Origin of the sequence: Vibrio sp. ER1A (assembly GCF_000733315.1) — a bacterium.
GTDB classification, from domain to species: Bacteria; Pseudomonadota; Gammaproteobacteria; order Enterobacterales; family Vibrionaceae; genus Vibrio; species Vibrio mediterranei.
In genome coordinates this window covers 1,361,877-1,388,786 of the sequence record NZ_JPJA01000086.1, presented here as the reverse complement: position 1 = coordinate 1,388,786, position 26,910 = coordinate 1,361,877, and the positions used below count along the sequence as shown (strand labels likewise).

Below are 26,910 nucleotides of genomic sequence, written 5' to 3'. Positions count from 1 at the left end.
TATATAAACCATTGATAAATAAGATTATTTGCATTTTTATAAAAACGTGATTTAGATAGGCATTTTCAAATTCTTAGGATTGCTGCATGTCGGGATATTAGTGAAAATTTGTCTCGTTCATTCGGTACATGATTTTCAAACTTTTGAGTGATGTGACTGGTGAATGAGTTTTCAAAGTTTAACGACGCTTATTCACGACAACTCAATAGCTTTTAAAAAATAACAAAAATAGTTAATTACAATCCTTGGGGTTAATAATGAAAAATACTTTCAAACTATCGCTAGCTGCAGTACTTGTTTCTTCTGCAATGGCGGCAAACGCTGGTATCTCTATCGCTGATAGCGAGACAGGCAACTTCTCAATTGGTGGTGATGTTGAATTCGATTTCAACTTCCAAGATCTAGAAGGTGAGAACAGCAATAACTTCAACCAAACTGGTCGTATTCTTCTTGAATTTGCTGGCGAGCGTTACACTGAAACTGGTCACGTATTCCAAGTGAATGTTCAACCTCTAATGCAAAGCGATGGTACAGTTGCACTGGATGATGCATGGTTTGCATTTGGTAAGCAAGATGGCTGGAACCTGCGTATGGGTCGTTTCGAGGCGTTCGATATGTTCCCTGTAGGTCAAGATACGTTCCTAGAGTACTCAGGTGATACTTCTAACGAACTAGTGTCAGATGCAGCTCCTTATGTATACCAAATGAAAGAAGCTCGTGGTCGTGGTTCTGACGGCCAGATCATGTATAGCCAAACTTTCAACAACCTATACCTAGAACTAGGTTCGATGATCGGTGACCGCTCTGATCTATTCGCAGGCACAGATTATCACGGTGCACCTATCGACCGCGATAACACTAAAGACTCAGTACTTCTGCGTCCAGTAGTTGGCTACCAAGCAGGTAACTTCGGTATCGCAGCTTCTCTTGAGACAAACCTTGTTAAAGATGCGGTTGTTACTGATGACGGCGTAGATATCTCTGACCGTATGGGTTACGGTGTGACTGCTAACTACACAACAGCAGACTGGAACTTGATTGCTAACTTTGCATACATGGATGCGGTTGATGAGAATAACATGACTGTTGGTGTGAACGCATTGTACAAAGGCTTTGGTCTAGGTTATATCCACGCAAATAACGACTATGAGCGTAAAGAAATCGCAACTTCTGCAGATGGTAAAGCGAAAGTAGATACTGTATATGCTTCTTACGAGTTTGCTGATGTACTTCAAGTTGAAGATTTCTCAATCTACCTAGGTGCATACTACACGACTATCGATGACCAAACTGATATCAAAGCATTCGAAGAAGAATCAGACAAAGGTGTTCGTGTACGCTTCAAGTACTTCTTCTAAGCGCTTAGCCGTATAGAACAGAAACACTGCCTTATATAAACGGAGCCCATTGGCTCCGTTTTCTTGTTTGGACTACTGGTATTAATAGTCGTACAACTACCTGAGATTCCCCCAAAACACTTCACTTGCATCCCGTCATTGGCGAATGCTTACCACGTCTTACCCTCACCATTATGTTCTCGTTGATTTCCTCATAACTTTCCTCTTCAAAAAGCCTCTACACGATGCGATGTTGGACCGTAATTAATAACAGTAGGCATTGTCCAATAATCAATAACAACACTACTCTGTTGCCATGTGGGCGCCTAAACTAGCGAGTTTGTTATTGAGTACAGCAATTAGTGAAGGGAAAGAGGAAGGTTTGGATTATGGTTGATACGATGTCTTGAATGGAAAAGCAAAAGATGAGCGATACAAAAAAGGCTCACCGAAGTGAGCCTTTTAACTGAGCAATATGTTGTACTAGAAAATCAAATGCGCGACACCTGCGATAACAGGTAACGTAATCAAAGTACGCAGGATGAAGATAGCAAACAGTTCGAAGATGTTTACTGGTATACGGCTACCAAGTAGTAGAGCACCCACTTCAGACATATAGATAAGCTGAGTAACGGACATCGCAGCGATAACAAAACGTGTCATTTCACTATTGATTGATGCTGCTAGGATTGACGGAATAAACATATCTGCAAAGCCAACAACCATAGTCTTGGATGCCGCAACTGCTTCAGGTACGCCCAATAACTCTAGGTAAGGAATAAACGGTGTGCCTAGCGTTTCAAACACTGAAGTATATTCAGCGATAACAAGCGCGACTGTACCTAGCCCCATAACCACAGGAAGTACCCCAAATACCATATCTACGGCATTCTTAATACCTTCGCCAAATACCGATTTTGCAGAGGTGACAGTGCCTGCTCTTTTAAGTGCTAAATCAAGACCCCAAGAGAAAGTAGAATGGCCCTCAGGAATCACTTCAGCGTCTTTAGCTGGTTTAGTGCCGTCAATGAACACGTCTTTTTTGTTACGTAGTGGCGGCAAACGAGGAATGATAATCGCAGCAACAACACCGGCTAAACAGATAGCACCATAAAATGGTAAAAACAGGTGCTCAAGCTCAACCTGAGCGATAACCACTAAGCTGAACGTGATTGATACTGCTGAGAACGTAGTGCCAATAACGGCTGCTTCACGCATGGTGTAGAATTTATTTTCGTACTGCTTGCTCGTTAGAAGAATACCAACACTACCATCACCTAACCAAGATGCCATACAGTCGATAGCGCCACGACCTGGTAGGTTGAATACTGGGCGCATGATTTTACTTAGTAACGCACCAAAGAGTTCTAGCAAACCAAAGTTAAGTAAAAGAGGTAGCAATAAACCTGCAAAAATAAATACAGCAAATAGAGTAGGTAGCAGACCTTCGAGTACTAGGCCACCGGTATTTTCTTCCCAAATCGCTTGAGGACCAACTTGGAAGTAAGTCATTACTACCGCTAAGCCACCGATCAAACGAACTACTAACCACATTGGACTTGGATTAAATAGACCGTTTAAAAATTCATTATTATTAATGAATGCTGGCTTAGCAATGCGAGTGATAACTGACGCGATAGCCATAAATGCGATGATAGCTGTAACTAGAGGTACGATGAAATCGCCAACCGCCGCTTGTAATGATTTAGCTAAGACAGCTACAGGTATAGTTAGACCGCCGTCAAAGGTGATTGGAGCCATAAACAGGAACAGGCCAATTAAAGACGGGATGAAGAACATCCAGAAGTTGCCTTTCTTTCCAGACTCAGGAACAGATTGAGCGCTATTTTGCATTTTTCTCTCGTGTTACAACTAGTTAATAATGGACAATTCCGTTGCCTATTTATTCACTAAACATCCATATTTGCTCATTGCGCGCAAGATTACTGCTTTTTATCAATCAAGGCAATACTATTCATCAATAAGGACTAAATATTCATAATTTAGTGCTGATGTCGCAACTGATATGCAAAACAATGTTCGGTGCTAAGGCTTTGTAAATCTGTCTAAGTATAGTGGGTTGTTACTCTTTGAGCTTAGTAATCGAAAGCGCTACACTAAACGAAGAACTTAACTTATTGAGAATCATCACAATGCCTCGCAAGAAACTTCCAGTGCCACTGATCTTACTGATTCCACTTTGTCTTCTCGTCGTTGTCATTGTCGCTGGAGTCTATCGATTTTCGATGAATGATGAGGAGATACTGGCCAAATTCCCATCTCACCAAGCAGAAAAGGCCGATGTCGTCGTAGAGACTATTCTAGGCGTTAAAGTGGCAAATCCATGGACAATTCAGGTACCAGAAACCAGCGCGTTCTCTCTGCTTACTGACATCGATGTTGATAAACAAGTGGCTGCAGGTAGTTATGATGATGGTATGGAGCGTGGCAACGTCTACCTACTGTATCAATTTAAGCAACTCATGTTTGAAAACAATAAGCTTCATTTCGCTGTTGTACCATTTGCCGTGAGTAACCAAGGCTCGGGAGTCTTCTATTACCTTGGCTTGTTTAATTGGGACGAATCAAGGCAGCGAGTAATTCTTACAGACGCTAAACTAGCTGGGGATCGAGTGGACATTGAATCTTTAGACTTATCTGGACAGGATGCAACATTAATGTTCAAAAGCCATGGCCCTGAACAGTCAATGACAGAAACGCCGACAGAGGAAAATTCACTGGTTTGCATACTGAAAAATGGCAAATTGACAGGATGTTAATTGGAATTTGTTTCCACTCGTAAATGATATGCATCTTTGTCACTTATTATGTTGAGAATGTGAGCTTGATTACATAATATGACACTTTGATGTTGTTATTTTTTAGACAAACGGAGCTTGCAAATGATCAATAAGCGTTTTTTTAAAACTAAAGATGAAGTAGAAGTCACGTTCGAACTGGATGCGACCAATATTGAAAGTGCGGTACTAGTAGCAGAATTTCACGATTGGCAACCTATGCCAATGAAGAAAGTTGCGAAAACCAAATCTTTCAAATATAAAACTCGTTTGCCAAAAAACGCGGAGTTTCAGTTCCGCTACCTTGTGAATGAGAACGACTGGGTTAATGATGCTGAAGCGGATAACTATGTACCAAATGGCTTCGGCGCCGACAACTGTATTGTAAAAACAGAACAGGTATGTGAAGCCTGATTCTCAGTAATGCTGATTTTGTAGAAAGCGAAGCGACAAGCTTCGCTTTTTTACATTCTTATCACAGGTTTTACCTTAATTTTCCCCTCAATCGGATGCAATTCGCCGAAGAAACGATTAACCTGTTGGCTCTTTTTAATGGAATGCATTGGAACCATTGTGCAATCGAATCAACCTATAGACGGCGTATGCGCGGCAAAGACGCCGTCACGAAAACTAAAACGCGGCCTCGCTTTTACCGTGCCTCTCATCGCGGCGTTTCTGTTTCTTCATAGTCTGCCTAGCTCAAACCTCAACGGAACGGTAGAGCTAGACCTTAATGATTCACCTATCGCCAAAGCCATTACTCCTGAGCCAACCAAAGCAGAACTACCACCTAAATTCGCCTATACCGTAAAGTCAGGTGACAGCTTGAGCCAAATTTTCGACCAACTTGGTTTTCCTTACTCAGACATGATGTCAGTAATGGAAACCGATTTGGATTACTTAGTGCTCGACACGCTGCGTCCCGGTGACAAGATGCGATTTTGGCAAGATGAAGCCACTGGCGCACTCGGTCAATTGGAGGTTCAACGCAGTGTGGCCGAAAAAGCGGTTTATACTCGACTAGATGACGGTAGCTTTGAATTTAAGGATGTCTCTATTCCTGGCGTGTGGGAAAGCGTGGCTTTGGTCGGTGAAATTCATGGCAGCTTCTCTTCTTCAGCGAACAAATTAGGTTTAAACCCTCGTGAGATTGAGCAAGTTGTTACACTGCTTAAAGACAAACTGAGTTTCACTCGTGACCTTCGTGCCGGTGACCGTTTTGAAGTTGTCAAAAACAGTCAGTTTGTTGATGGCACCGCGACAGGTAACTCTGAAATACAAGCAATTAAGATCTTTAACCGTGGGGCGATGTACTCAGCTTACCTTCATACTAATGGTCAGTACTATGATGCTAAAGGTGACAGTTTACAGCGTGCATTTATGCGCTACCCTGTGAAAAATCATCGAATTACCTCAGGCTTCAACCCTAACCGTCGCCATCCTGTAACAGGCAGAATTGCACCGCATAACGGTACTGATTTCGGTGTTCGTACTGGTACGAATGTTTATACCACTGGTGATGGCGTTGTTGCTATGGTGCGCAACCACCCATATGCAGGTAAGTATATCGTTATCGACCATGGTGGTCCGTACAAGACTCGTTATCTTCATTTAAGTAAGATTCTGGTGAAGAAAGGTCAAAAGGTGACTCGTGGTACTCGTATCGGCTTGTCTGGAGCGACTGGGCGAGTGACCGGACCTCACTTGCATTACGAATTGATTTCTCGTGGGCGACCAGTTAATGCTATGCGAGCGAACATTCCTATGGCAGACTCTGTGCCCAAGAACGAGCTCAAGCAGTTTATTGCTCGTCGCGATGAGTTAGACTCTATGCTTGAGAAACAAGAAACTAAACTGGCGAGCTTGTAGTTCGCTAGGTTAATAACGGTATTGATAATGCAACAACTAGAATTTCAACTACTTGTCATGCAGCTTTGCGAGTTCAAAACGCTCCCAGATGCATTGAATAAGCTTAAAAGTGTCGAGAACCAAGAGATTGTCGAGGCAGCAAACAGTTTAAGCGGTCAATTTGCATTAGCGGATGTCGATGGTGAACAGCGTATTTATCATGTATTCACCGATATCGATGATAACGGTGACGAGCAAGAATACGTTGAGCACATTATGAACGAAGGAGACGACATCATTAAGTTTGTCGCGTGGTTCTTCGATGCTATGTTCGAAATGAAGCAAAGCGACACGTATAAGGCGGCAGGTAAGACTTACAAGCAACCTAAACGTTCTTAATCCTATCCGGATAAAATAACAAACGGCGCTNNAGCGCCGTTTGTTATTTTATCGTCAGGGCAGGTGTGCAATTTTTGCTTAGTGTGTAATGCTTTAGGTATCGCATACTTACAGAGGTTGCCATGGAGAACAAGGACACTGCTCAGTACATTGTTTCGCAGAGATTTGGCTTTGGGCCAAGAGCTGGCGATGCTAAGCTTGAGCCCGGCTTAAATGAGCAACTCAAAGCTCAGGCTTATACTCATAAGGCGATTTTATCGCTTCCATCTACCGATGAAATGTTGGCACATTTTGGTGACCTGAATCGAAGACGAAAGGCAGCAAAAAGCGCAGAAGAGAAAAAACAGTTTACCAAAACCAATAACGCGTTTTTTCAAGAAAACTTCCGCAATCTTGTTCATGCGCGAAACTTACAAACCCTATACACTCCACTAAGCTTTCAAGAACGTTTAATCCAATTTTGGAGCAACCATTTTGCGATCTCCGCGGATACACGCAGAGTCCGTCCAATAGCTTCTGGTGTTGAAAATGAAGTAATCAGAGAGCTTTGGTCTATCGATTTCCCGAGTATGCTGATAGGCGTGATTCAACACCCCAGTATGCTGATCTTCCTAGATAACCACCAGTCAGTTGGGCCTAATTCAAAAGCAGGACAAAAGCGCAATAAAGGACTCAATGAAAACTTAGCTCGAGAGATTTTAGAGTTACATACTTTAGGTGTGGATGGTGGCTATACACAAAAGGATGTTGTTGAGCTCGCGCAGGGTATCACTGGTTGGACGGTGAGCTTTAAACCGGACACTCCAGGTTATCGCTTTTCATCGACCATGCATGAACCTGGTGCGATCAACGTATTGGGCAAAGTGTACGACCAGCAAGGAGAGCAACAGGGCATGAGCTGTCTTCGCGATCTTGCAAATCATGAAAACACCGCAAGACATCTTTGTGGCAAATTGGTCGAGCATTTCTACGGTGTAGGACACTCTTCATTGGTAGATAAACTCACCAAAGTCTGGATAGATAACGAAGGCATGTTAATTCCGGTATATCTCACATTGATTAATAGCAGCCTTAAAAATAAGGATGAGCGCCTGCGTTTTCGCACACCTCAGGAATGGTATTTTGCTGTGCTCCGCAGCGCCGATTTTGAACCCAACCAGAAGCAGATGCATTCAATGTTGAGACAATTAGGACAAGAACCGTTTATGTCGGGGTCGCCCGCAGGATGGTCTGATAACGATGCTGATTATAATAGCTCGGCCGCATTGACTCAGCGTTGGCAAGTTGCCAACCAAGTCGCCAAGCTTTTGATAACCAGAAGTGAGCGTAGTAAACAGAACCCTGATGATAAGGTGACGCAGATTGTACAACGCCTTTATGGCAATGAAGTCGATGAACACCTACTGACTGCGTTAGATAAGGCGCAAGATGCCAGTTCCAAGTTTGTTGCGCTTTGGATGAGCCCACAGTTTCAATATAGGTAAACGTTATGACGACACGACGACATTTTTTGAAAGGCGTAGGAGCGGCGTCTCTGGTTACCTTGCTACCCAACTTCGCCTTTGCGTCAACGCAAAGCCCAAATGTACTGATTTGGATAACACTTCGCGGCGCGATGGATGGACTCAACGTTGTAGTACCAAGTTTTGATGAGCATTACCAAAAGTTGCGACCAACAATAGCACTCACCAAAGATCAGCTTAACCCGTTAGAGAAAGGGTTTGGCTTACATCCAGCGTTAAAAAGCGTTCATCAGATGTATCAGAACAAGCAAGCTATGTTTGTTCATGCTTGCGCTACTGGCTATCGAAGTCGTTCTCACTTTGATGGTCAGAAGATTCTAGAAAATGGCTCCACGGATCCCTTTGATCCTATAGGTTGGTTGAATCGATTTTTGACGACACAACAGAACAACCAAGCGATTGCAATTGATGCTGGGCTACCGCTGATTGCTCAAGGTGATGTCAAAGTTAGCAGTTGGTTTCCTCATAAGCTAAAAGCTAAAGAAGAGCAGGCCAACTTATTAGCGGAAATGTTCCAATCTGATGCAAAGCTATCTGCCAATTTTGAAGAAGCGATGAAATTAGAGTCAATGTCCACGGGGGGCAATCAAAATAAACAATTTACCAACTTAGCCAAGCAGGCTGGCAGGTTTGTGAGCTCGCCCAATGGACCAAATATTGTGGTACTAGAGCTGGGCGGATGGGATACACACTCGTCGCAAGGGGCGGAAAAAGGCAGACTTGCCAATCAGCTCAATAAGTTTGATCAAGGTATGGCAGCGTTAAAATCCGCATTAGGCGAAAAATGGCAGTCGACTGTGGTTATTGCAGCGAGTGAGTTTGGACGAACCGCCGCCGAGAATGGGACCAAAGGGACCGATCACGGCACAGGCAACGTGATGTTGGTAATGGGCGGGGCAGTTCACCAGTCAAAAGTCGTGAGCAATTGGCCTGGATTATCGCCTACTCAGCTGCATGAAGGTCGAGACTTAAAACCAACAGTTGACATAAGAGCGGTGACAAAAGGGATACTACAAGAACACCTGGGGGCGAGCGAAGAAGCACTTAATATTACATTTCCTGAAACCGATGACCTTGTGCCACTGAACGTTTTGACATCGTAAAGCTAACGATTCAAGTTATCGGGACATGGTCGCTTGAATCTCAAGTCGTTTAGCGGGGTAGTTTATGCTGCTTAGTGTGGGTATCTTGGAGTTAAGACGTGGGCTTTGAGGCAGTCAAGCTAGCAATGGAGTCGGCAATCTCTGGGATCGATAGTTGCTTTATTGCGGCTCCCAGCTTCATAGCTTCACGAGGCATACCGTAGACTACACAGCTTTTTTCATCTTGCGCAAAGGTTAGTGCACCTGCCTGCTTCATTTTCAATAAGCCAGCAGCACCATCTTTTCCCATACCCGTTAAAAGAACCCCAATACCAAATGTTTTGATGTTCGCTGAGACAGATTCAAACAGAACATCGATGGAGGGTTTATGAAGGTTAACAGGATCTTCATTACTTAAAATCGTGTAGTAGCACCCAGCTCTCATCTCTACCACAAGGTGAGAATTGCCTGGGGCAATATAGGCATGACCAGATTCTATAACTTCTTCGTGTTTTGCTTCTAAAACTTGTATGGAACACAGGCTCTGGAGTCGAGCCGCAAAGGAGCGGGTAAACCCCGCTGGCATATGTTGGGCGATAACAATGCCGGGACAGTCTTCCGGCAGTTGCTTCAATAGCGTAGTAATGGCTTCGGTTCCTCCCGTTGAAGCTCCTATGGCAATCAAATACCGAGTTGCATTTGGGTTAGGCCGCGACTTCCTTTCGGTTAGTTGCTGCTCCAGCTCTAACGTTATTGATCTGAGTTGAGATTTTTTGTGGTATTGCAGATGCGCTTGTTTAAGGTTCTTTATTACGTCTAGGGCAAAAGAATCCAGGTTGGAGCCAGTGGCGTTGGTGGTTTTAGGTATGGCTACACATGCCATTGCACCTAACTTCAAGGCTTGCTGAATGAGTAAAGAATTACGATTTAATAACTTAGATATAACGACCACCGGCATTGGGCGCAGGGTCATAATCTTGTTGAGAAAATCCAGCCCATTCATCCCTTCAAGTTCGATAGCAAGAGTCACTACATCCGGGTTTAGCTGTTTTATCAATGCACGTGCTTGACGGACATTATGAGCAATACCGACCACCGTCATACTGGTTTGCGCGTTAATAATATGGCGCAAGGTTTGACAGGTTTCAGAGCAAGAGTCTGTGATAAGTACTTTTAGCGGCATAATTACTACACTCGCGTATACATGGTTTGCCGAAGTGGCTTAAATTTATCCTGAGGCTCGGAGAAGCTTTCCGAATGACCAAGGAACAGCAACGAACCTTGGGGTAAGTAGTGAGCAAATTTAGTTAGCAATCTACTTTGGGTTTCTCGGTCAAAGTAAATCATCACGTTGCGACAAAAAATCATATTAAAGCTCTTTTTCATTGGCCACTGAGTATCCATTAAATTCAAGCACTTAAAATGAACTAGTGATTTTACTTCCGGTCTAATCTCATACGTGTTTTTGTACTTATGGTAGATGAAGTGCTGGAGTTTTTGCTGTTCACTTACTCGTTCAAGTTTATCTGTGGTGTAATTCCCTTCTCTCGCGACCGAAAGTACATGCGTATTTAAGTCTGTCGCGAGTATTTTGACTGGAGGTTGATTGGTTCCAAATGCTTCAACCATAGTCATCGCAATACTGTAAGCCTCTTCACCAGTAGAGCAGGCTGAACACCAGATTCTTAGTGGTTCAGACGTAGTTAAATGCTCAAAATGTTCCTGCACGTAGCTTTTTAGAAAATCAAAGTGATAAGGCTCCCTAAAGAAGTAGGTGAGGTTAGTCGTTAGAGCATTCACGAAATATTCCCACTCTTCATGATTTTGGTCATCTAACAGTTTGAGATATTGGGTAAAGTTTACCAGCCTATGTACTCTCAATCGTCCGACTAATCGATTATATACAAGGTTCCTTTTATTCTTGCGGAAGGCGATGCCCACACGGCAATAAATTAACGACGCTATTGCCTCAAAATCGTGTTCTGTATAGCCGAACTGGGTATTAACTAACATTAAAACTCAGACCAATCGTTGTCCTCGTGATGCTTATGTGAGGCGGCAGCTGCAATGATTAAGTTCTGTTCATTGGGAAGCGTTTCATAACTATCCTGATGCAAAGAGATGTGCTGTTCTCCTGTATCAAATACCGCAACGTAAAGTGCAAGATTAGCAACTTGTTCTTCAAGAGAACTAGCCGCGGCAGAGCCTTCTTCTACGAGTGCTGAGTTTTGTTGTGTTACATCATCGACCTCCAAAATGGCCTTAGCAACTTGGTCAATCCCAGTGCTTTGTTCAACCGAAGCTTGGGTAATTTCATCGATAAGTTGTGCAACTTCTTGGATGGAAGTCACCACACTTGAGATTGATTCCCCCGCTTGTGTGGCCAGTTTCGAACCGGTTTCAATTTTCCGAACAGATGAGTTGATTAAGCTTTCTACTTCTTTAGCCGCAGAGGCTGAGCGTTGCGCTAGGTTGCGAACTTCAGTAGCAACAACCGCAAACCCTCGTCCTTGCTCGCCTGCACGAGCTGCCTCTACAGCTGCATTGAGAGCAAGAATATTGGTTTGGAAAGCAATACTATTGATAACTGAAATAATATTCATGACTTCTTGAGAGCTTGTGTGGATCTCAGACATATTTTCGACTACTTGCTTAACAATCTCTCCGCCTTTAAGAGCACTTGATGAAGTTTCTTTCGCTAAGCTATTCGCTTTTTTAGAGTGTTCGGAGTTTTGCTTAACTGTAATAGTAAGTTCTTCCATGCTGGATGAAGTGACTTCTAGGCTACGCGCTTGTTTCTCTGTTCTCTGCGCCAAGTCAATATTGCCGATGGCTATTTCTTTTGTGGCAGTATTGATGGTGTCGGCGGACACTTTAATATGCTGAATCATCTCTTTAAGTTTTGCCACGGTCTGATTAGAACTTGTTTTTAGCTCACCAAATGCGCCAGAATAATCTGCAGTGATCTCTGAAGTCAGGTCTCCTTTGGCCAAAGAGGAGAGGACTGAAACGATATCTGTCAAACTCACCTCGCTTATTTCGAGTAAGCGATTCATATTGCCGCATAGCATGGTGAAAAAAGTGTTTTTTCCGTCTAACGTCATGCGCTGCGAAAAGTCGCCCTTCACAGCAGACTGAATAACTTGTTCAATTTCGCGTTCCACGGCAACTTCAGCTGTACGATCTGCCCATTCAGTGACATAGCCGATTTGTTGGCCAACCTCATCGATGACAGGATTGCTAACAACCTTAAAAATACGATCATTGATATCAATCTCTTGCACTGTTTCGGTTCCCAAAACTGGCTGATTAGATTGGTTGTTTGCATGATGGTCATTGTTATCCTGATTGATGGAAACTAGGTTGAGATCATTGATATTTAGCCCTACTAACTGGTCAGCGTCAAAATCTGGCATATGAGCTTTTAACTCTTTTTCCGCCGATTTGAACATGCTCACTATTGCTGGGTTGACGTAGATGATGGCATTGGTGCTATCAACGATCATCATATTCGTACTCACGTTATCAAGAGCAATTTTAATGCGAGTTGCGGCAACAGCTTTTTGACGAACACTATATGCCAACTGTACTTTCATAATTTTCAACGATTGAAGAACTTGGTCTATTTCATCATTTTTGTCTACGTTAATGTCAAAGAGGTAATCCTGCTTAACCAAACGCATAAAGTAACGTCTAATATCTGATAACCTAGAGTTAATGTCATGATTAAATCGATAAGCGAATATCAGATATACACCGACAAAGAAAAGCGTGATAACCGATGAAAGGGTAACTTCAAACCAGAATACTTGTTTACTTTGCTCGTAAATGTCTTTTGATTGAAGCTGGTTCTCACTGATGAGCTCACCAATGTTTTTTTCAAAACTAGCGATCTGTGAAATGGTATCTTGAACGAACGAAATAAAGCTCATTTCGCTTGAGAGGGTCATGTTGTCTATAGTGAGCTTAGAATAAACCTCTAACAGTGATGTCGTTGCTAATCTATCGCTTTGGTCTGCGATGTCTTGATATTTTTGAATCTTGGTCGAGTGTTCTAAATCAAACTCATCAATGAGAGACTTGGTAATATCATTTAGTTTTTGAGTGTTGTCTCTCAGCTTATTTCCTATTTCGCTATTCTGAGTAATATCATTCGTTACTAATAGAGTTTGAAGCAACATCCGGTTCTCCGCCCATAGCTTGTCGACCGAACGTAATTGGCTATAAGACTCTATATGGTTATGAAATAGATGTTCTACGGCTTCTTTCTCGGTATAAGAGCTATGGATACCAATGCCTAAAACTGAAAAAAGTGAAACTGTTGCTACTAGAACTAATCCAAACAAACGTTGCTTAATGCTCAATGTTTTTAGTGGGTTGCTCTTTTGGTCTTTTACGATTTTGCCTCGTTTAATGAGGTAATTTCCTTGAGCACCTTCTTTGAACTTAGCATAGTGAACCTTGGCATTTTCCAGCTCAATTTTGCTAGGTTTTGAACGAATAGACATAAAGCCGAGTTGAACGCCATCTTTGTAGTAAGGAGCTACATCAGATTTTACCCAATAAAATCCGCCACCTTTTTGTCGATTTTTGATAATTCCAGACCAACAATTGCCTTCCTTAATTTCGCGCCAGAAATCTTCAAATACCTCTTTAGGCATATCTGGGTGACGGACAATATTGTGTGGGCTACCAATAAGATCATCGAGTGAGTAACCGCTAATACGAATAAAATTATCATCGGCAAATGTAATCCTTCCGGACATATCGGTAGTGGAGATAAGTATCTCGTTTTCCTGAACTACGTACTCTCGTTCTTCGCTATTCATGGGTACGACCTTCCTGTGGCTCAAGGACTGTTGAGTCCGATTCTATTTGGTCAAAAAGCGCCATATCCTGACTGTTCATTAGTTTTTTTATATGAATTAAAATGAGCATTAACTCTTCTTGAGATGCAAGTCCTTGAATATATTTTGTGTCCAGAGCACTTGCAAAATCTGGTGGGGGTTGGACATCTACATTGTCGAGTAATAATACGTCAGCAACACTATCAACAACGATGCCAACAATTCTCTGGTCAATATTTAAAATGATCACAACGGTCATATCATGGTAGGAAATATTAGGTAAGTTGAACTTTAATCGCATGTCAACGATAGGAATTACAACGCCTCTCAAGTTCATAACACCTTTTATATAATTAGGCATGTTTGCAATAGAGGTTACTTGGCCGTAGGTTCGAATTTCTTGCACAGTTAATATATCTATTCCGTAATATTCTTCCCCAAGCCAAAAGGTTAAATATTCTTTTGCCTCTGTTCGTTCACTTTTGTCTAGGTCATCTTTATCACTAGCTGCCATGATGATTTCCATGTTGGTTTTTTTAAATTTGTCACTCATAGCCTTAAAGTTGTATTATTTGAGTGCCAAAAACTTTTGACTTGAAAATAGTGTAGGAAATTGTCCAGCTAGTTCTTGTCTAAGTTTATAAATTATTTTCTAAATGGCAGTAACCTAATGATGATTAGCGACTTCTTACTAGATCGGCGACATCCAAAATTAGTGAGACGCGGCCATCTCCCATGATTGTTGCGCCCGAAATACAAGGGATTTTCCTAAAGTTATTTTCTAGATTTTTCAAGACCACTTGCTGTTGTCCTATCAAGCTATCTACAAATAAAGCAATGACTCTATTGCCATGCTCAAGCAAGACAACGATGCCTTTATGTAGCTCTCGGATATCGGTATCAAGATTAAAGAACTTGTGGAGACGAAGAACCGGCACATACTCATCGTGGACCCGAATCATAGTTTCTCCACTATTGAGGTTTTTCAGATCTTGCGGTTTTGGTTGTATTGATTCAACAATATATGTAAGCGGTATAATATAAACCTGCTCTCCGACACTAATCGACATCCCTTCCAAGATTGCCAACGTAAGAGGCAATTGAATGGACATTTTCGTTCCTACTCCTAACTTTGAACTGACTTCTACCGTTCCGCCAATACTGGCGATATTGCGCTTAACCACATCCATGCCTACACCGCGACCGGATACTGAAGTTACCTTTTCCGCTGTCGAGAAGCCCGCAGAAAATATCAGTTGAAAGATATCTTCTTCGCTCATATTTTGCGGTAGAACCATACCGTTTTTTTGCGCCTTAGTGAGAATCTTCTGTGGGTCGATGCCGGATCCATCATCCTCTACATGAACGATCACATCACCACCACGATACACGGCAGACAGTTTGATTGTACCTTGCTCTGGCTTATTGACCTTGTTTCTCTCTTCAGGGGATTCAATACCATGATCAATACTATTGCGTATGAGATGCGTCAGTGGGTCAACCAATTTTTCCAATAGGCTTTTGTCTAGTTGAGTTTGTTCGCCTTCGATAACCAGCTTTATGTTTTTATTCAGTGAGTTTGATAGGTCACGAACGATGCGTGGGAAACGTCCAAACACGGTACCAATTGGCATCATCCTCACGGACATGACAGAGGCTTGTAGATCTCGTGTATTGCTCTCTAATTGGTTCAGCCTTGCGGCTAGCATTTCATTGGTATCAAGACCAAGATCAAAAGTGAGTTTCTGGAGCATTGATTGTGTAATGATGAGCTCACCAACTTGATTGATTAATTGGTCTACTTTTTTAGTACTAACGCGAATTGATGAAGTTTCCAAAGGTCTAGTTCGGCCTCGCACTTCATTTGTTCGATATTCCGCATTTTGTTTTGGATTTGCTGCCTTGTTGTGTGTCTCGTCTGAGGTGCAAGGTTGGGAGGGGGGGGATGTTTTTGAGCAAGGGGGCGTATACTCGCATGAATTGGGCTTACTTAAATACCAACTCTTAATCTTTTCATCGACAACATGAGCTTTAACAGGTTTAGCTAGGTAGTCATTCATGCCAGTTTGCAGACATTTTTCTTTCTCTTCTTCGCCAGCCATGCCTGTCATTGCAATGATGGTTATTGATTTATACACCTCTCCCGCACTACCGCTTCTTATTTCACTTGTCGTCTGGTAACCATCCATAATTGGCATTTGGCAATCTAGTAGTAAGAGTTGATAAGGTTCATCAATTGATGCTTTGAGCTTCTCTATGGCTTGCTGTCCGTTTTCAGCAATGTCGAGCATGGTGTAGCCAAGTTTGTTAAGGGTGAAACTTGTGACCTTTTGAATCACTTTGCAGTCTTCGACAAGTAGTATCTTTAATGTCGATTTTTCGAGCTCCAAGGGACGAGCTGTTGAGGGCTCGGCTATTTCTCTTAATGAGCTTACGTCGGTTATTTGCTCAGCTTCTGAGGGTGAAATGATTTCACTGCAACTGAATTTGTTTAGTTCTTCACAAACGATTCTTATGCGTTCACTTGGAATGTCACTTCTGTGTTGATGTGCGTTTTTCACCGACTCTAGGACGTCTCTGGCTTCCAAAAATACGTCCACCATAGGCTTTTGTATCGTGATCTGGTTGTTACGAAGCTTGTCTAATAAGTTTTCAAGAATATGGCTTAGGTTAGAAATGTCATCAAAGCCAAAAATTGCGGCACTACCTTTAATCGAATGGACCTCTCTGAAGATGGCGTCAAATAAGTCTGATAGGCATTCAGATTCATCCTCGCTGTCATGCATCTTAAGTAATGATGATTCCATTTCCTCTAGATGTTCTGTCATCTCTTCAAAAAAGATCTTCTCAAATTGGCGAGTGGGATCGGACATAGGGCCCTCAATTCATTGGTAAGAAGCTCATCATTGAGTGGATTTAACCTGCGGTGCTCGATTGAGAGAACCGTAGAGTGATTAAAGAGCAGTATGGGAGGCAATAATGAGATTTCCAGAAATGTTCTAATGGATAACTTCCTCAGAAGAACGCTTAAAGTTTGTTTCCTGACATATGACTTTAACGTTTGGAACTAGTATTTATTGCAAAGTTCGCGTATAAACTACTTATCACTTTCTTCGGAGTAGACGCCTACATGAACAACTAACTCAATTTCGATCGTTTTATACAAGTAACTTTTGAAATCGCAGAGTTAGTGGGCGTTGGCTCGTTCTATCTACACATCTCTATAATCAGCATATAGCTGACTTAAAATAGTACTATCTGCCAAGCGTCACATGCTCTGTAAAGGAGGATGTATGACTGCATTCCATGCAATTTCAATCTCAAAGCAGTTTCCTGATGGAGACCGACTATTTTCATCGATTAGCTTCTCAACTGAAGAAGGCATCACAGCGTTAGTAGGAAAAAATGGCAGTGGCAAGAGTCATTTGGCGCAGATCCTCGCTAAATTAACCCCACCGTCAGAAGGGCGAGTGGAGTGGGGAAATCAGATCAAATCTGTTGGCTTTTATAGCCAATTAGAAAGTAAATCAGACTTGTCTCAAAGCATTGCTCAACAATTAGGTGTGGAAAAGAAGTTGCTCGCCCTTGAGCACATTCTGCAAGGTGACAGCTCTTGTCATTGGTTTGACATGATTGCCGATGGTGAATGGGATCTTGCTGAACAATTAGCAAGGCTACTCACGCAACTGCGTTTGCCTACCGACCTCAATATCAAACTGGCGCAATTAAGTGGTGGGCAACGCGCTGTATTAAGGCTTTATGTACTACTGCAGCAAGATTATGACGCATTCGTTCTTGATGAGCCTACTAACCATTTAGATTCTGAGCATGTTGATTGGTTAGTGAAGCAATTAAAAACAATAGATAAACCAGTGTTGGTGGTGAGCCACAATATTGCGTTCCTCAATCACGTTGACAAAATACTCGAGCTGAACTCGATAGGTATTACCAGCTATGGAGGCAACTACCAAACATTCGTCGTTAACAAAAATGAGCATCTGCAAGCGTTGCAGGACAAAGCCAAATCACTGACCAGGGAGAGAAAGGTAAAAGCAGAGAAAGCGCACCAACGTCTGATCACAGCTCAAAAGCTCGCGACAAGAGGCAAAGCACAAAGGACGAGTGGTAGCCAGCCAAAAATACTGATGGATGGTAAAAAGCAAGGCGCACAGAATGCTAACGCTGCGATTGCGGCTCAAAGTGAACGCCAGTTCGCGGTTTTGGACCAAAAACTTCAGCAAGTGAAGGATCAAATAGAACAGAATAAACCGCAGAAATGGTACACCGGAGTGGTTCAAACACAAGGTAAGACAGCCATCGCGTTTGACGCATTTCAGCATGCTAATGTGTTTGGTGCACCGATTCGTGCGACGGTACTTACCAGCGAGCATGCGTGGTTAAAAGGTCGTAATGGCTCGGGTAAGTCGACCATTTTAAAGCGAGTACTCGCTGTTAGCCAAAATTCAAGTGATGTGACTGAAGGGCTTCGAGCCAATACGCAGTGTTTTTACTTAGATCAGCACTTTTCTATGCTTAACGGTGATTTAGCGCTGATTGACGCTGTGTGTGAAGGGTGTGAGGAGATGACAATTCCTGTTGCTCGTACTCTATTAGCTGGCATCGGTTTTAGGCGAGACAAAGTCTATGACAAAGTCGAGCAACTCAGTGGTGGCGAGAAAATGAAGCTAGCCATGTTGATTGCTTCGCACCAAAAACAGGTAGCTACCCTGTTATTGGATGAACCGGATAATCACTTGGATCTCGAAGCAAAACAACAGTTGATTGCTGCTATTAACGGCTACGCAGGGACTGTGTTAGTCGTCAGTCATGATATGGGATTCATCGAGCAATTAAGGATAGACAAAGTCATTGCCCTAACTGACTGACGAAAAAGAGAGGCTCAATCGAGCCTCTCTTTTTTAGTTGTAACCTTGATTGTCGAGCACCCTAACGAGTCCTTTCACACAGCGATAGATGACCCAAACGGATGTCCCAACAAGTATTAAGTAGCCAATGCCAAACAGCGGCATGGAGAAGATACCCACGACCGTCAAAATAATGGAGACCCAAAATGTCTGTACTGCGTTTTCGAGGTGATCAGCCAACGGACTACCTGCTGAGGAACTGCGCTTAAGCATGGCCCAGATACCGCCAACGAGATAGAAAATGCCAGTGAAACTTCCTAAAAGTAAACAGGCGTAAGCGACAATGGCGTTAGTTTTAGTTTGTTGGTCTTGTTCGGATAGCATAATCGTTCCCATGTAATGACTTGATTTAACTATAGTACTTAAAACATGAACCAGAGATGAAACTGAAGGTTTCAAAGTAACAAAGCGGCCTTGAAAGCCGCTTTGTTGTTTACGCTGTACGTGAACTTAAAGTGTGATGTTACTCGCCAGCCACCAAGTGTTTCTTGGTATGAATACTGGCAATGAACATATAGATAGCGGTTGCCATCATGGTTGCAAGTAAATAAGCCATCAAACCTTGCGTACCGTCCATAAACCAATCCGCAAGTACCGGACCAGCGACTGAGCCGATGCTGTAGCAAAACAGCATAACTTGCGTTGCAGAGACAATAAAACTCTCGTCCAATTTGTCACAGCCTAAGTTAATAGCAATCGGGTACAGGGCGAACGTCGCCATCCCAATTAAGAATAAGCTGATCGCCAGTACACTCAGATCATCGCTGAGAATAACTAGGCCGACACCAAATACACCCAATAAACAGAACATGCCCATTAGAGGAGTGCGACCCGCTATTTTAAGTAGTGGAGGTACTAGTGTTTGTACTGCCATACCGCCAAGGATCACTAAGGCCATTAATGCACTTAAACTGCTTTGTGACACGTCGCGGTGCGTTAACTCTACAGGCATCAGACCATAGATAGAGCCAAGGGTTAAGCCTGAAACAATACAGCCGATGATTGCAGCATGGTTCAGTTTTGCAATTTGTTTGAACGATAGTGTCGCCGAGTGAGCACTCTGTGGTTGCTGTGTTGGAACGAACATCAGAACCAGAATAGCTGCGCTTAGCATAGAGAGAATCGCCACAAATGGCAGGCTACCCTGAACACCGATAAAACCAATCCCAAGCTGACCTAGTGCAGAGCCGCCATATAGCGAACCCATATAGAGGCCAAGACGTTTGGCACGGCTTGATTCATCACCTACAAGTAGCCATGACTCAACGATAACGAAGACACCCGCGACAGCAATACCTGCGACAAAGCGTGCAATCAGCCAAGCCCATGCGACAGGCATCAGTGGCAACGCAACGATCGTAGCGATAAATAGCGCTAGACAGGCAATAAATGCGATACGGTGACCGATATGCTTTACCGCCGGTTCAATAACAACAGCACCAACTAAAAGACCCGCGTAGAACACACTTGCTAGCCAACTTGCGTTGCTTGCATCAATACCGTATTCACCCAGCATAAGCGGGATTAAGCTCATCAAATAACCTGATGCGACGGCATAAAGTGATAGCGCAATAACAGGTACTTTAAAGCCAGTTTTTACTGCGAAATCAGGTGTGTTTTCCACTAGCAGAGCCTCCTAAATAGTCGTTGGAAAATCGAAACAGAATTGAGAAATTGATTAGGTTTTCGCCGCGACTATGAGGCTTGAAAGAGGAGGAGTAAAACTAAAAAAAATGACCATAACGACAACAAATATTTATCGATGTGTTGGCATTAGTTATCGTTGAAGCGAAGTATAAATGTAGCTATTGTTTAATAAGCTAACATACTGTTTTTATTGAGTAGTCTAGGAAAGTCTCGTTGTGAATGTTTGGCGGAAATATCAGTGCTTTATCAAAAAATTAAATCATGGAATATTATTTTCCGACACTAAAAGAGCTGTTTGGGGGTGATCCCCATATGTTGTTTAAAGAAAGCGATAAAAGCACTGTCACTTGAAAATTCCAAAGTATAAGAAACATCTAGAACACTTTGCCCCAGTGCCAATAGCTCTGTGGCTCGCTGCAACCGCCATTGTTGCCGCCAAGATTGAAAGCTCATACCGGTTTCTTTAGCGAAAATTCGACTGACGGTTTTGCTGCTGGCCCCCACATGGCGGGAAAACTCCTCTAGTGAAGGGAGGCTTTGCTCTCCGGTCAAAAAATGATTCAAGATGCCCGTGACTCTCGGATCGCTGGGGATAGGTAAGAGGTGCACCTCTGCTAACGCTAATTGAAACTCTTCCCAAAACAGCGCTGTGGTGTTGCGGGTTTGTTCGATACTAATGTCCCAAGACCAAAAGCTCATTCTATCAATCAAGGCTTTCAACAGCTCGTTTACGGTAAGGTACTGTATGGTGTCTGGGGCACTATCAAACAAGTTGGTATCAAAGTATAGCGAGCGATACTCGACGACATTATTCATGCTCGCTCGATGTTCTGTGTTTGGTGGTATCCAAGCGGCTTGAGTTGGCGGCAAAACCGAACGACATCCTTGAAGTTCGATAGTCATGCAACCTTGAGGTGCGTAGAGCAGTTGTCCTTTCTGATGCTGGTGCATGCCTGAATCATGTTTGCCCACTCTTGCTGCAATACCAATAACAGGTGCACTCAATGCGTCAGCATCGAAACGTGTCTGGTGATCAATTAGTGCCATTTGTCTTATTTTCGATGTTTTTTGTTCTTATGATGATATTAGTACAAAATCCATTAAGGCTAAACTCCTCAACATCAAATTAAGAGGAGGAATCACAATGATTCAACAAACAAAATATGGGGAAACAGCGAAACCCCCTTTGTGGTTAATGGTACTACTTATTATGTTTCCTCAAATTGTTGAAACTATCTACAGCCCGGCGCTAGGAGATATTGGGCAACATTTTGGGGTGAGTGATAGTCTTGCGGCAGCAACCATTGCAACGTATTTTTATGCATTTGCGATAGGAGTCGTGGCTTGGGGTATTCTGTCTGATGTATTAGGACGTCGAGCAAGTATGCTATTGGGTTTAACAACCTACGCTATCGGTGTTTTTACGGCCGTATTCGTGACATCGTTCGAGATGCTGTTGGTCGCTCGTGCTATTAGTGCTTTTGGCGCAGCAGCAGGCTCAGTGGTCACACAAACCATGCTGCGTGATAAATTCTCCGGTGAGGAATTAAGGAAAGTATTTTCTTTAATGGGGATGGGCATCGCCATTAGTCCGGTTGTTGGTATGTTCGTAGGCGGACAGCTCACCCAGTTAGGCGGACACACCTACGTATTTTGGGCGCTATGCCTACTGGCAGTGATACTGCTTGGTAAAAGTGCGTTACGATTGCCAGAAACAGGCTGCCAAGAGTCGCGCAAAACGTCCTTAACCCAGACGGCTAAACAGATGCTGTTTGATAAACATATCTGGGTGTCGGCACTATTGGTCGCTGGTTTTAATATCGTAGTATTCAACTATTACCAGATTGGCCCGTTTTTATTTCGTGAACTGGGTTTTGACGCTCAACAGTTCGGATACTCAGGTGTGGTATTGGCGCTTGGAACGTTTTTAGGCAGCACTATAAACAAACGGCTTCTTACCAAAGGTAGAACCTCGGCATCGTTAATCAAATTGGCTGTTACTTTATCTGCCCTGGGCTCTTTAGGTGTTTACATGACGCAAGACAGCCTATGGTTCTTACTGCCTATGATGGTCGTGGTTATGGCGTTTGGTGTTGGTATTCCTAACGTACTAAGTCAAGCGTTAGTGAACTACAAACAATCGGTTGGTAGTGCGAGTGCGATTTTAGGTCTGCTGTACTACATAATGATTGCTGTTGGATTATCGGCATCAAGTGCAGTGGCTAACCTAGGGTTATCACTCGTTGCGGTCTCAATGCTTATGATCGTCACTCTATTCTTCAAAGTCCATCGTCAACTTTAATCTAGAATAAGGCCGTTTTCTTTCAACATATCGAGAAAGCGGTCTTTTACCGGATTGATAACATCGGGGTTCCAAATAACGCCAATATCCCAATGATTATCTGTCGAGGGGATCGGGAGGAAACGTATCGTGTCATCAACCAAAGAGCGTGCACTTTCTGGAACAATGATAAATCCTATATTGGCTTTAACCAATGACAGCAAGGTCAAGATATCATCGGCAAATTGGCTTGGTGTGAACTGCCAATTTAGCTCCGCAGCAACCTTTGAGATCTGTTGGTGTAACCCCATTCCTCGCTCTGGTCTCAATGCTAAGTAGGGAAGAGAAGTAAGTATAGACGTCAGTGACGACTCACTATGGCTGCGGTTGACCGCTACGCAAAGTCGATCACTGGAGAGTGTGATTGAAGATAGACTGCTTTCACATGGGAGGCGTGAGTAGGCGATATGCAACTCGCCTGACAGGAGTTGCTCTGTCTGTGTCTGAGATGGGAGATCGTTAAGCGTGACATGGACATCGCTGAAACGCTGCTTGAACTCGGAGATATGTCGAGGTGCAATGTCAAAACTCGAAATACCGAAGCCAACATTAAGATAACCGGATTGCCCAGCTGCAACTTGGTTGGATAACTGATCAAACTTCTCAGCGCTCGCAATGACGCGCTTCGCTTCGGGGAGCAGGCACTCTCCAACAATGGATAATTTCGTCCCGCCTCGATTACGGTCAAATAAGGTCGCGCCAATATCACTCTCTAGCCGATATATTTTTTTCGTCAATGCTGACTGAGTGATAAACAGTGCCTCAGCAGCACTGCGATAGGTATCGCTGCGAGCCAAGGTCACGAACGCTTTTAGAAGGTCGATATTCATGATTCCAAATGGTAATCAATTTGTGATTTAGATTCATTATACGGAATCAACAGTATTTTTTACACTGTGACTTCACTGTTAAGCTCTCATAAGGAGAAAGTATGAAGTCGGTAAAAGTAGCCTCAGTTCAGTTCAATCATAAGTCGGGAGATAAATCTGCCAATTTAGCGATAATAGAGCAATTTGTGACTCGAGCCGCTGCTAACAAGGTAGATATCATCAGCTTTCCCGAAATGTGCGTTACTGGTTACTGGCATGTTTCAGCGCTTACTCGTGATGAGATTTCTGAACTCTCAGAACCTGTGCCATCGGGCGACACTAGCCAAGCACTGTTGGCACTCTCACAACGTCATAATATGAGTATTGGCGCGGGGCTGATTGAAGAGGGTGAGTGCGGTCAGTTATACAACACCTACGTGTTTGTGATGCCGAACGGTGTGGTTCAAAAGCACAGAAAGCTGCATACATTTGTCAGCCCCCATATGAGTAGTGGCGATGAGTATACGGTGTTTGACACCCCTCACGGCTGTAAGGTTGGAATCCTGATTTGTTGGGATAACAACTTGGTTGAAAACGTGAGAATCACGGCGTTAAAAGGAGCGGATATCTTAATTGCGCCCCATCAAACAGGCGGTTGCGACTCTCGAAGCCCAAATGCTATGGGGCTGATTGATCCTCAGCTTTGGCATAATCGACATCAAGATCCACAGACTATCTACAATGAAATGCAAGGTAGGAAAGGCCGTGCTTGGTTAATGCGCTGGCTGCCTGCTAGAGCTCATGATAATGGACTATTTGTAGTATTTAGTAATGGGGTTGGTGTGGACATGAATGAAGTGCGCACGGGACACGCGATGATTTTTAACCCTTATGGTGAAGTGATTACTGAGTCAAAGAGTCTTGATGACGACATGGTTGTCGCTGTACTGGACGGTCAGGAATTAGAAATGTGTACTGGCCGTCGCTGGATTCGCGGTCGCAGGCCAGAGCTATACCAAGAGCTAACCGAAAAGCAGGGAAATGAGCTCGACCCTTATCATGCGAGATTCTCGCGAGATAAGATCTGAACTTGTTCTAAACACTAAATTGAATAATATTTCGAGAATTGGTCGTCTTTTTTGATTTTGCTTCGTCTTATTAAGAGAGTTAAAACAGAACAGTTGAGAAATATGTTTCAGATTAAACCTGCCACCTTGACTATTGATGGTCAAACGACAGTTATTGGTGCTTCAGAAAAGAACTTAGTCGAATTAGCGAGCAGAGTAGGGGTAAGGATCCCCGCTCCATGTTTGAAAAATAAACGCAAGCATGGTTGCTGTAAAGCGTGTTTGGTTGAAGTGGATGGCCAGCAAACTTATGCTTGTTCAAGTAAGCCTAAGTCGAATACAGAAGTGATAGTTAAGCGTCGAGACCTCGACCAAATCCGAAAAGTGTCGCTGCAAAATTTCAAGCAGCAAGTGAAGTCGGGTGATACGTCATCATGCGGTTGTAGCTGTTAGTCAGCTACAACCTCAGTCAATTGTTAAGAAGCGGCGGCTTTAAGTTTGCCGATTACGCTAAATACAGCCACAACAATGAGGCCTGCGATGATACCGATAACGCCGTTGAGCAGAGCTGGGATAATGGCTTGAGCAACGGATAGGTTGGGAATATCCATGATGATAGGTTCAATAAGATGGTGAATGGCGGGTACGTTATGGACAACAATACCGCCGCCCACTAAGAACATAGCCGCAGTACCAACGATAGTGAGCGTGCGCATCAGTTTAGGGGCAAAGGCAATCAATCCTCTACCAATGCTGGATAATAGTCCTTTTCCTTGAGACTTTCGTTCTAAGTAAAAACCTAAATCGTCGAGTTTAACAATACCCGCAACCAGTCCATATACTCCAATAGTCATTACAACGGCAATCAGACTAACCACCATGATTTGGATGCTGGTGGACTGTCCTTGGACCGTCCCTAAAGCAATAACAATAATCTCCGCCGATAGGATAAAGTCAGTGCGAATCGCGCCGGCAATTTTCTTTTTCTCGTATTCCTCAACGGAGTCACCACCAAGATCCGGTGTGGTTTGATCATCAGTGTGTTCTTTGCTGTGGAACAGCTTTTCCAGAATCTTCTCAGCACCTTCGTAGCAGAGAAACAGCCCCCCAATCAGCAATAATGGATTGATCAGCCAAGGAGCAATAAAACTGATAATGAGCGCGGCGGGTACAAGAATGCATTTGTTCTTAAAGGATCCTTTCGCGACGGACCACACAACAGGGATTTCACGTTCGGCGGAAACGCCAGAAACTTGATGGGCATTAAGGGCGAGATCGTCACCCAATACACCAGCGGTTTTCTTTGCTGCTACTTTTGAGAGCAGTGCAACATCGTCCAATACCGCAGTAATATCATCGAGAAGAGTTAATAGACTCAAACCAGCCATAAGCGTTACCTGTTTGCGAAAAAGTCGTCATACCTGTAAGCAAATGTAACACTAATTAGGACTTTAACAAGCTAGCAAGCAAATGTCGGTGTTCAACCAGATAAGTCTTACAGTTTCACAAAGTTAGTGGCGAACTTGTAACCTTCCCATCGATGCTTCACATTGGAGTACTCGAAAATTTCGCCATTATCGAGGTAAACAATCTGTTCTACATTGACTAAAGGTTCGCCTAGTTTTATGTCTAACTCAGTAGCATAAAACTCATTCGCTTTGACGACCGTGATTTCCATCGTCGAACTGTGGATCTTGAGACCTAGTGTGTCTGTGATATAGCTATAAATAGAATCTTGGGCATGTTCACGCTTTAAACCTTGAATGACATTAATAGGCATATAGGTCTCCTCAACCGCACCCGGTGTGTCATCAATGATGCGTACCCGCGTTGTTTTGTACAACATGTCTTCAATGTCGCAGTTCAATCGCTCTGCTAAGAAGGTGTCTGCAGGGACGACGGAGAACTCCAGTACTTTTGTGGTTAGGGTTTGACCACTGTCTTGCACATTGGCTTTGGTGCCGTAAAGATGCTTATAACCGGAGTTACCAAGAGGACGTTTCACATACGAGCCAGACCCTCGTTTTCTCACCACTAAACCGTCGGTGACAAGAATATCGAGTGCTTTCTTTATGGTGAGCTCGCTGCATCCGAATTCTACTGCTAACTCACTACCACCAGGTAATTTTTGGTTAGTTGTGTACTGTCCAGAGAGAATCCTCTCCTTGATCGCCTGATAGATATCAGAATACTTAGCTTTGGTGGTGGACATAGTGAATAGATTCTCGCAACATGATAAACATTCTTCATACTAAGCCAAAAAAACCACCAGTTAAAACAATATGGT

General features: G+C 43.3%; 23 protein-coding genes. 11 read left to right on the top strand and 12 right to left on the bottom strand.

The features are described from left to right. Positions 1–257 precede the first annotated feature (257 nt). Entirely contained in the window at positions 258–1,358 is a 1,101-nt protein-coding gene (locus HW45_RS13170) for a carbohydrate porin (protein ID WP_038227354.1), read from the top strand. Positions 1,359–1,820: 462 nt separating this feature from the next. On the opposite strand, the gene HW45_RS13165 is transcribed toward HW45_RS13170, so the two are convergent. Then, positions 1,821–3,191 (bottom strand): YjiH family protein, encoded by a 1,371-nt coding sequence (locus HW45_RS13165; RefSeq protein ID WP_038227353.1) that lies wholly within the window; start codon positions 3,189–3,191, stop codon positions 1,821–1,823. A gap of 299 nt (positions 3,192–3,490) precedes the next feature. On the opposite strand from HW45_RS13165, the gene HW45_RS13160 reads away from it, so the two are divergent. The 6 genes from HW45_RS13160 to HW45_RS13135 all read left to right on the top strand — a co-directional run bounded on the left by HW45_RS13160 (position 3,491) and on the right by HW45_RS13135 (position 9,008). After that, positions 3,491–4,117 (top strand): hypothetical protein, encoded by a 627-nt coding sequence (locus tag HW45_RS13160; protein ID WP_235225463.1) that lies wholly within the window; start codon positions 3,491–3,493, stop codon positions 4,115–4,117. Between the two features lie 123 nt (positions 4,118–4,240). After that, the gene (locus HW45_RS13155; RefSeq protein WP_038227352.1) at positions 4,241–4,549 is read left to right on the top strand and encodes an isoamylase early set domain-containing protein; all 309 of its coding nucleotides are present in this window, start codon (positions 4,241–4,243) and stop codon (positions 4,547–4,549) included. 138 nt (positions 4,550–4,687) lie between these two features. Beyond that, positions 4,688–6,004, top strand: coding sequence for a peptidoglycan DD-metalloendopeptidase family protein (locus tag HW45_RS13150; protein ID WP_051868058.1), 1,317 nt, complete (start codon positions 4,688–4,690; stop codon positions 6,002–6,004). A 27-nt stretch (positions 6,005–6,031) separates the two neighbouring features. Continuing rightward, positions 6,032–6,382 (top strand): hypothetical protein, encoded by a 351-nt coding sequence (locus HW45_RS13145; protein ID WP_006070412.1) that lies wholly within the window; start codon positions 6,032–6,034, stop codon positions 6,380–6,382. Positions 6,383–6,504: 122 nt separating this feature from the next. Continuing rightward, complete coding sequence (locus HW45_RS13140) at positions 6,505–7,866, top strand: DUF1800 domain-containing protein (protein ID WP_038227349.1); 1,362 nt, start codon at positions 6,505–6,507, stop codon at positions 7,864–7,866. A gap of 5 nt (positions 7,867–7,871) precedes the next feature. Further along, the gene (locus HW45_RS13135; RefSeq protein ID WP_038227348.1) at positions 7,872–9,008 is read left to right on the top strand and encodes a DUF1501 domain-containing protein; all 1,137 of its coding nucleotides are present in this window, start codon (positions 7,872–7,874) and stop codon (positions 9,006–9,008) included. A 91-nt stretch (positions 9,009–9,099) separates the two neighbouring features. On the opposite strand, the gene HW45_RS13130 is transcribed toward HW45_RS13135, so the two are convergent. From HW45_RS13130 to HW45_RS13110, 5 genes are all read right to left on the bottom strand, one after another. Beyond that, the gene (locus tag HW45_RS13130) at positions 9,100–10,170 is read right to left on the bottom strand and encodes a protein-glutamate methylesterase/protein-glutamine glutaminase (protein WP_038227346.1); all 1,071 of its coding nucleotides are present in this window, start codon (positions 10,168–10,170) and stop codon (positions 9,100–9,102) included. Positions 10,171–10,175: 5 nt separating this feature from the next. Beyond that, positions 10,176–11,000 carry a CheR family methyltransferase gene (locus tag HW45_RS13125; RefSeq protein ID WP_038227344.1) on the bottom strand — a complete coding sequence of 275 codons (825 nt, stop codon included), beginning with the start codon at positions 10,998–11,000 and terminating at the stop codon, positions 10,176–10,178. After that, complete coding sequence (locus HW45_RS13120; RefSeq protein ID WP_051868056.1) at positions 11,000–13,816, bottom strand: methyl-accepting chemotaxis protein; 2,817 nt, start codon at positions 13,814–13,816, stop codon at positions 11,000–11,002. Before HW45_RS13120 ends, HW45_RS13125 begins: the two co-directional genes overlap by 1 nt. Continuing rightward, entirely contained in the window at positions 13,809–14,348 is a 540-nt protein-coding gene (locus HW45_RS13115) for a chemotaxis protein CheW (protein ID WP_051868053.1), read from the bottom strand. Before HW45_RS13115 ends, HW45_RS13120 begins: the two co-directional genes overlap by 8 nt. Before the next feature lie 163 nt (positions 14,349–14,511). Beyond that, the gene (locus tag HW45_RS13110; RefSeq protein ID WP_038227341.1) at positions 14,512–16,707 is read right to left on the bottom strand and encodes a chemotaxis protein CheA; all 2,196 of its coding nucleotides are present in this window, start codon (positions 16,705–16,707) and stop codon (positions 14,512–14,514) included. 420 nt (positions 16,708–17,127) lie between these two features. Between HW45_RS13110 and HW45_RS13105 the strand changes: the two genes are divergently transcribed. Next, positions 17,128–18,720, top strand: a complete 1,593-nt coding sequence (locus HW45_RS13105; protein ID WP_038227340.1) for an ATP-binding cassette domain-containing protein — start codon at positions 17,128–17,130, stop codon at positions 18,718–18,720. A gap of 33 nt (positions 18,721–18,753) precedes the next feature. Here the strand turns inward: HW45_RS13105 and HW45_RS29320 are convergent, their stop codons facing one another. From HW45_RS29320 to HW45_RS13090, 3 genes are all read right to left on the bottom strand, one after another. Then, entirely contained in the window at positions 18,754–19,083 is a 330-nt protein-coding gene (locus HW45_RS29320) for a DUF4870 family protein (protein ID WP_062456033.1), read from the bottom strand. Between the two features lie 139 nt (positions 19,084–19,222). Next, complete coding sequence (locus tag HW45_RS13095; RefSeq protein WP_038227338.1) at positions 19,223–20,383, bottom strand: MFS transporter; 1,161 nt, start codon at positions 20,381–20,383, stop codon at positions 19,223–19,225. Positions 20,384–20,688: 305 nt separating this feature from the next. Continuing rightward, positions 20,689–21,453 carry an AraC family transcriptional regulator gene (locus HW45_RS13090; protein WP_038227337.1) on the bottom strand — a complete coding sequence of 255 codons (765 nt, stop codon included), beginning with the start codon at positions 21,451–21,453 and terminating at the stop codon, positions 20,689–20,691. Between the two features lie 97 nt (positions 21,454–21,550). On the opposite strand from HW45_RS13090, the gene HW45_RS13085 reads away from it, so the two are divergent. Further along, positions 21,551–22,708, top strand: coding sequence for a multidrug effflux MFS transporter (locus tag HW45_RS13085; RefSeq protein ID WP_038227335.1), 1,158 nt, complete (start codon positions 21,551–21,553; stop codon positions 22,706–22,708). Here HW45_RS13085 and HW45_RS13080 read toward each other — a convergent pair. Next, positions 22,705–23,577, bottom strand: a complete 873-nt coding sequence (locus HW45_RS13080) for a LysR family transcriptional regulator (protein WP_038227334.1) — start codon at positions 23,575–23,577, stop codon at positions 22,705–22,707. The genes HW45_RS13085 and HW45_RS13080 overlap by 4 nt on opposite strands. Positions 23,578–23,678: 101 nt before the next feature. On the opposite strand from HW45_RS13080, the gene HW45_RS13075 reads away from it, so the two are divergent. Together HW45_RS13075 and HW45_RS13070 are read left to right on the top strand one after the other, a co-directional pair. Then, complete coding sequence (locus tag HW45_RS13075; protein ID WP_038227333.1) at positions 23,679–24,644, top strand: nitrilase family protein; 966 nt, start codon at positions 23,679–23,681, stop codon at positions 24,642–24,644. Positions 24,645–24,746: 102 nt separating this feature from the next. Continuing rightward, the gene (locus HW45_RS13070) at positions 24,747–25,076 is read left to right on the top strand and encodes a 2Fe-2S iron-sulfur cluster-binding protein (RefSeq protein WP_038227331.1); all 330 of its coding nucleotides are present in this window, start codon (positions 24,747–24,749) and stop codon (positions 25,074–25,076) included. A gap of 23 nt (positions 25,077–25,099) precedes the next feature. Here the strand turns inward: HW45_RS13070 and HW45_RS13065 are convergent, their stop codons facing one another. Both HW45_RS13065 and HW45_RS13060 read right to left on the bottom strand, forming a co-directional pair. Further along, the gene (locus HW45_RS13065) at positions 25,100–26,011 is read right to left on the bottom strand and encodes a DUF808 domain-containing protein (RefSeq protein ID WP_038227330.1); all 912 of its coding nucleotides are present in this window, start codon (positions 26,009–26,011) and stop codon (positions 25,100–25,102) included. Positions 26,012–26,118: 107 nt separating this feature from the next. Then, on the bottom strand, positions 26,119–26,835 hold the full coding sequence (locus HW45_RS13060) for a GntR family transcriptional regulator (RefSeq protein ID WP_038227329.1): 717 nt from the start codon (positions 26,833–26,835) through the stop codon (positions 26,119–26,121). Positions 26,836–26,910 lie beyond the last annotated feature (75 nt).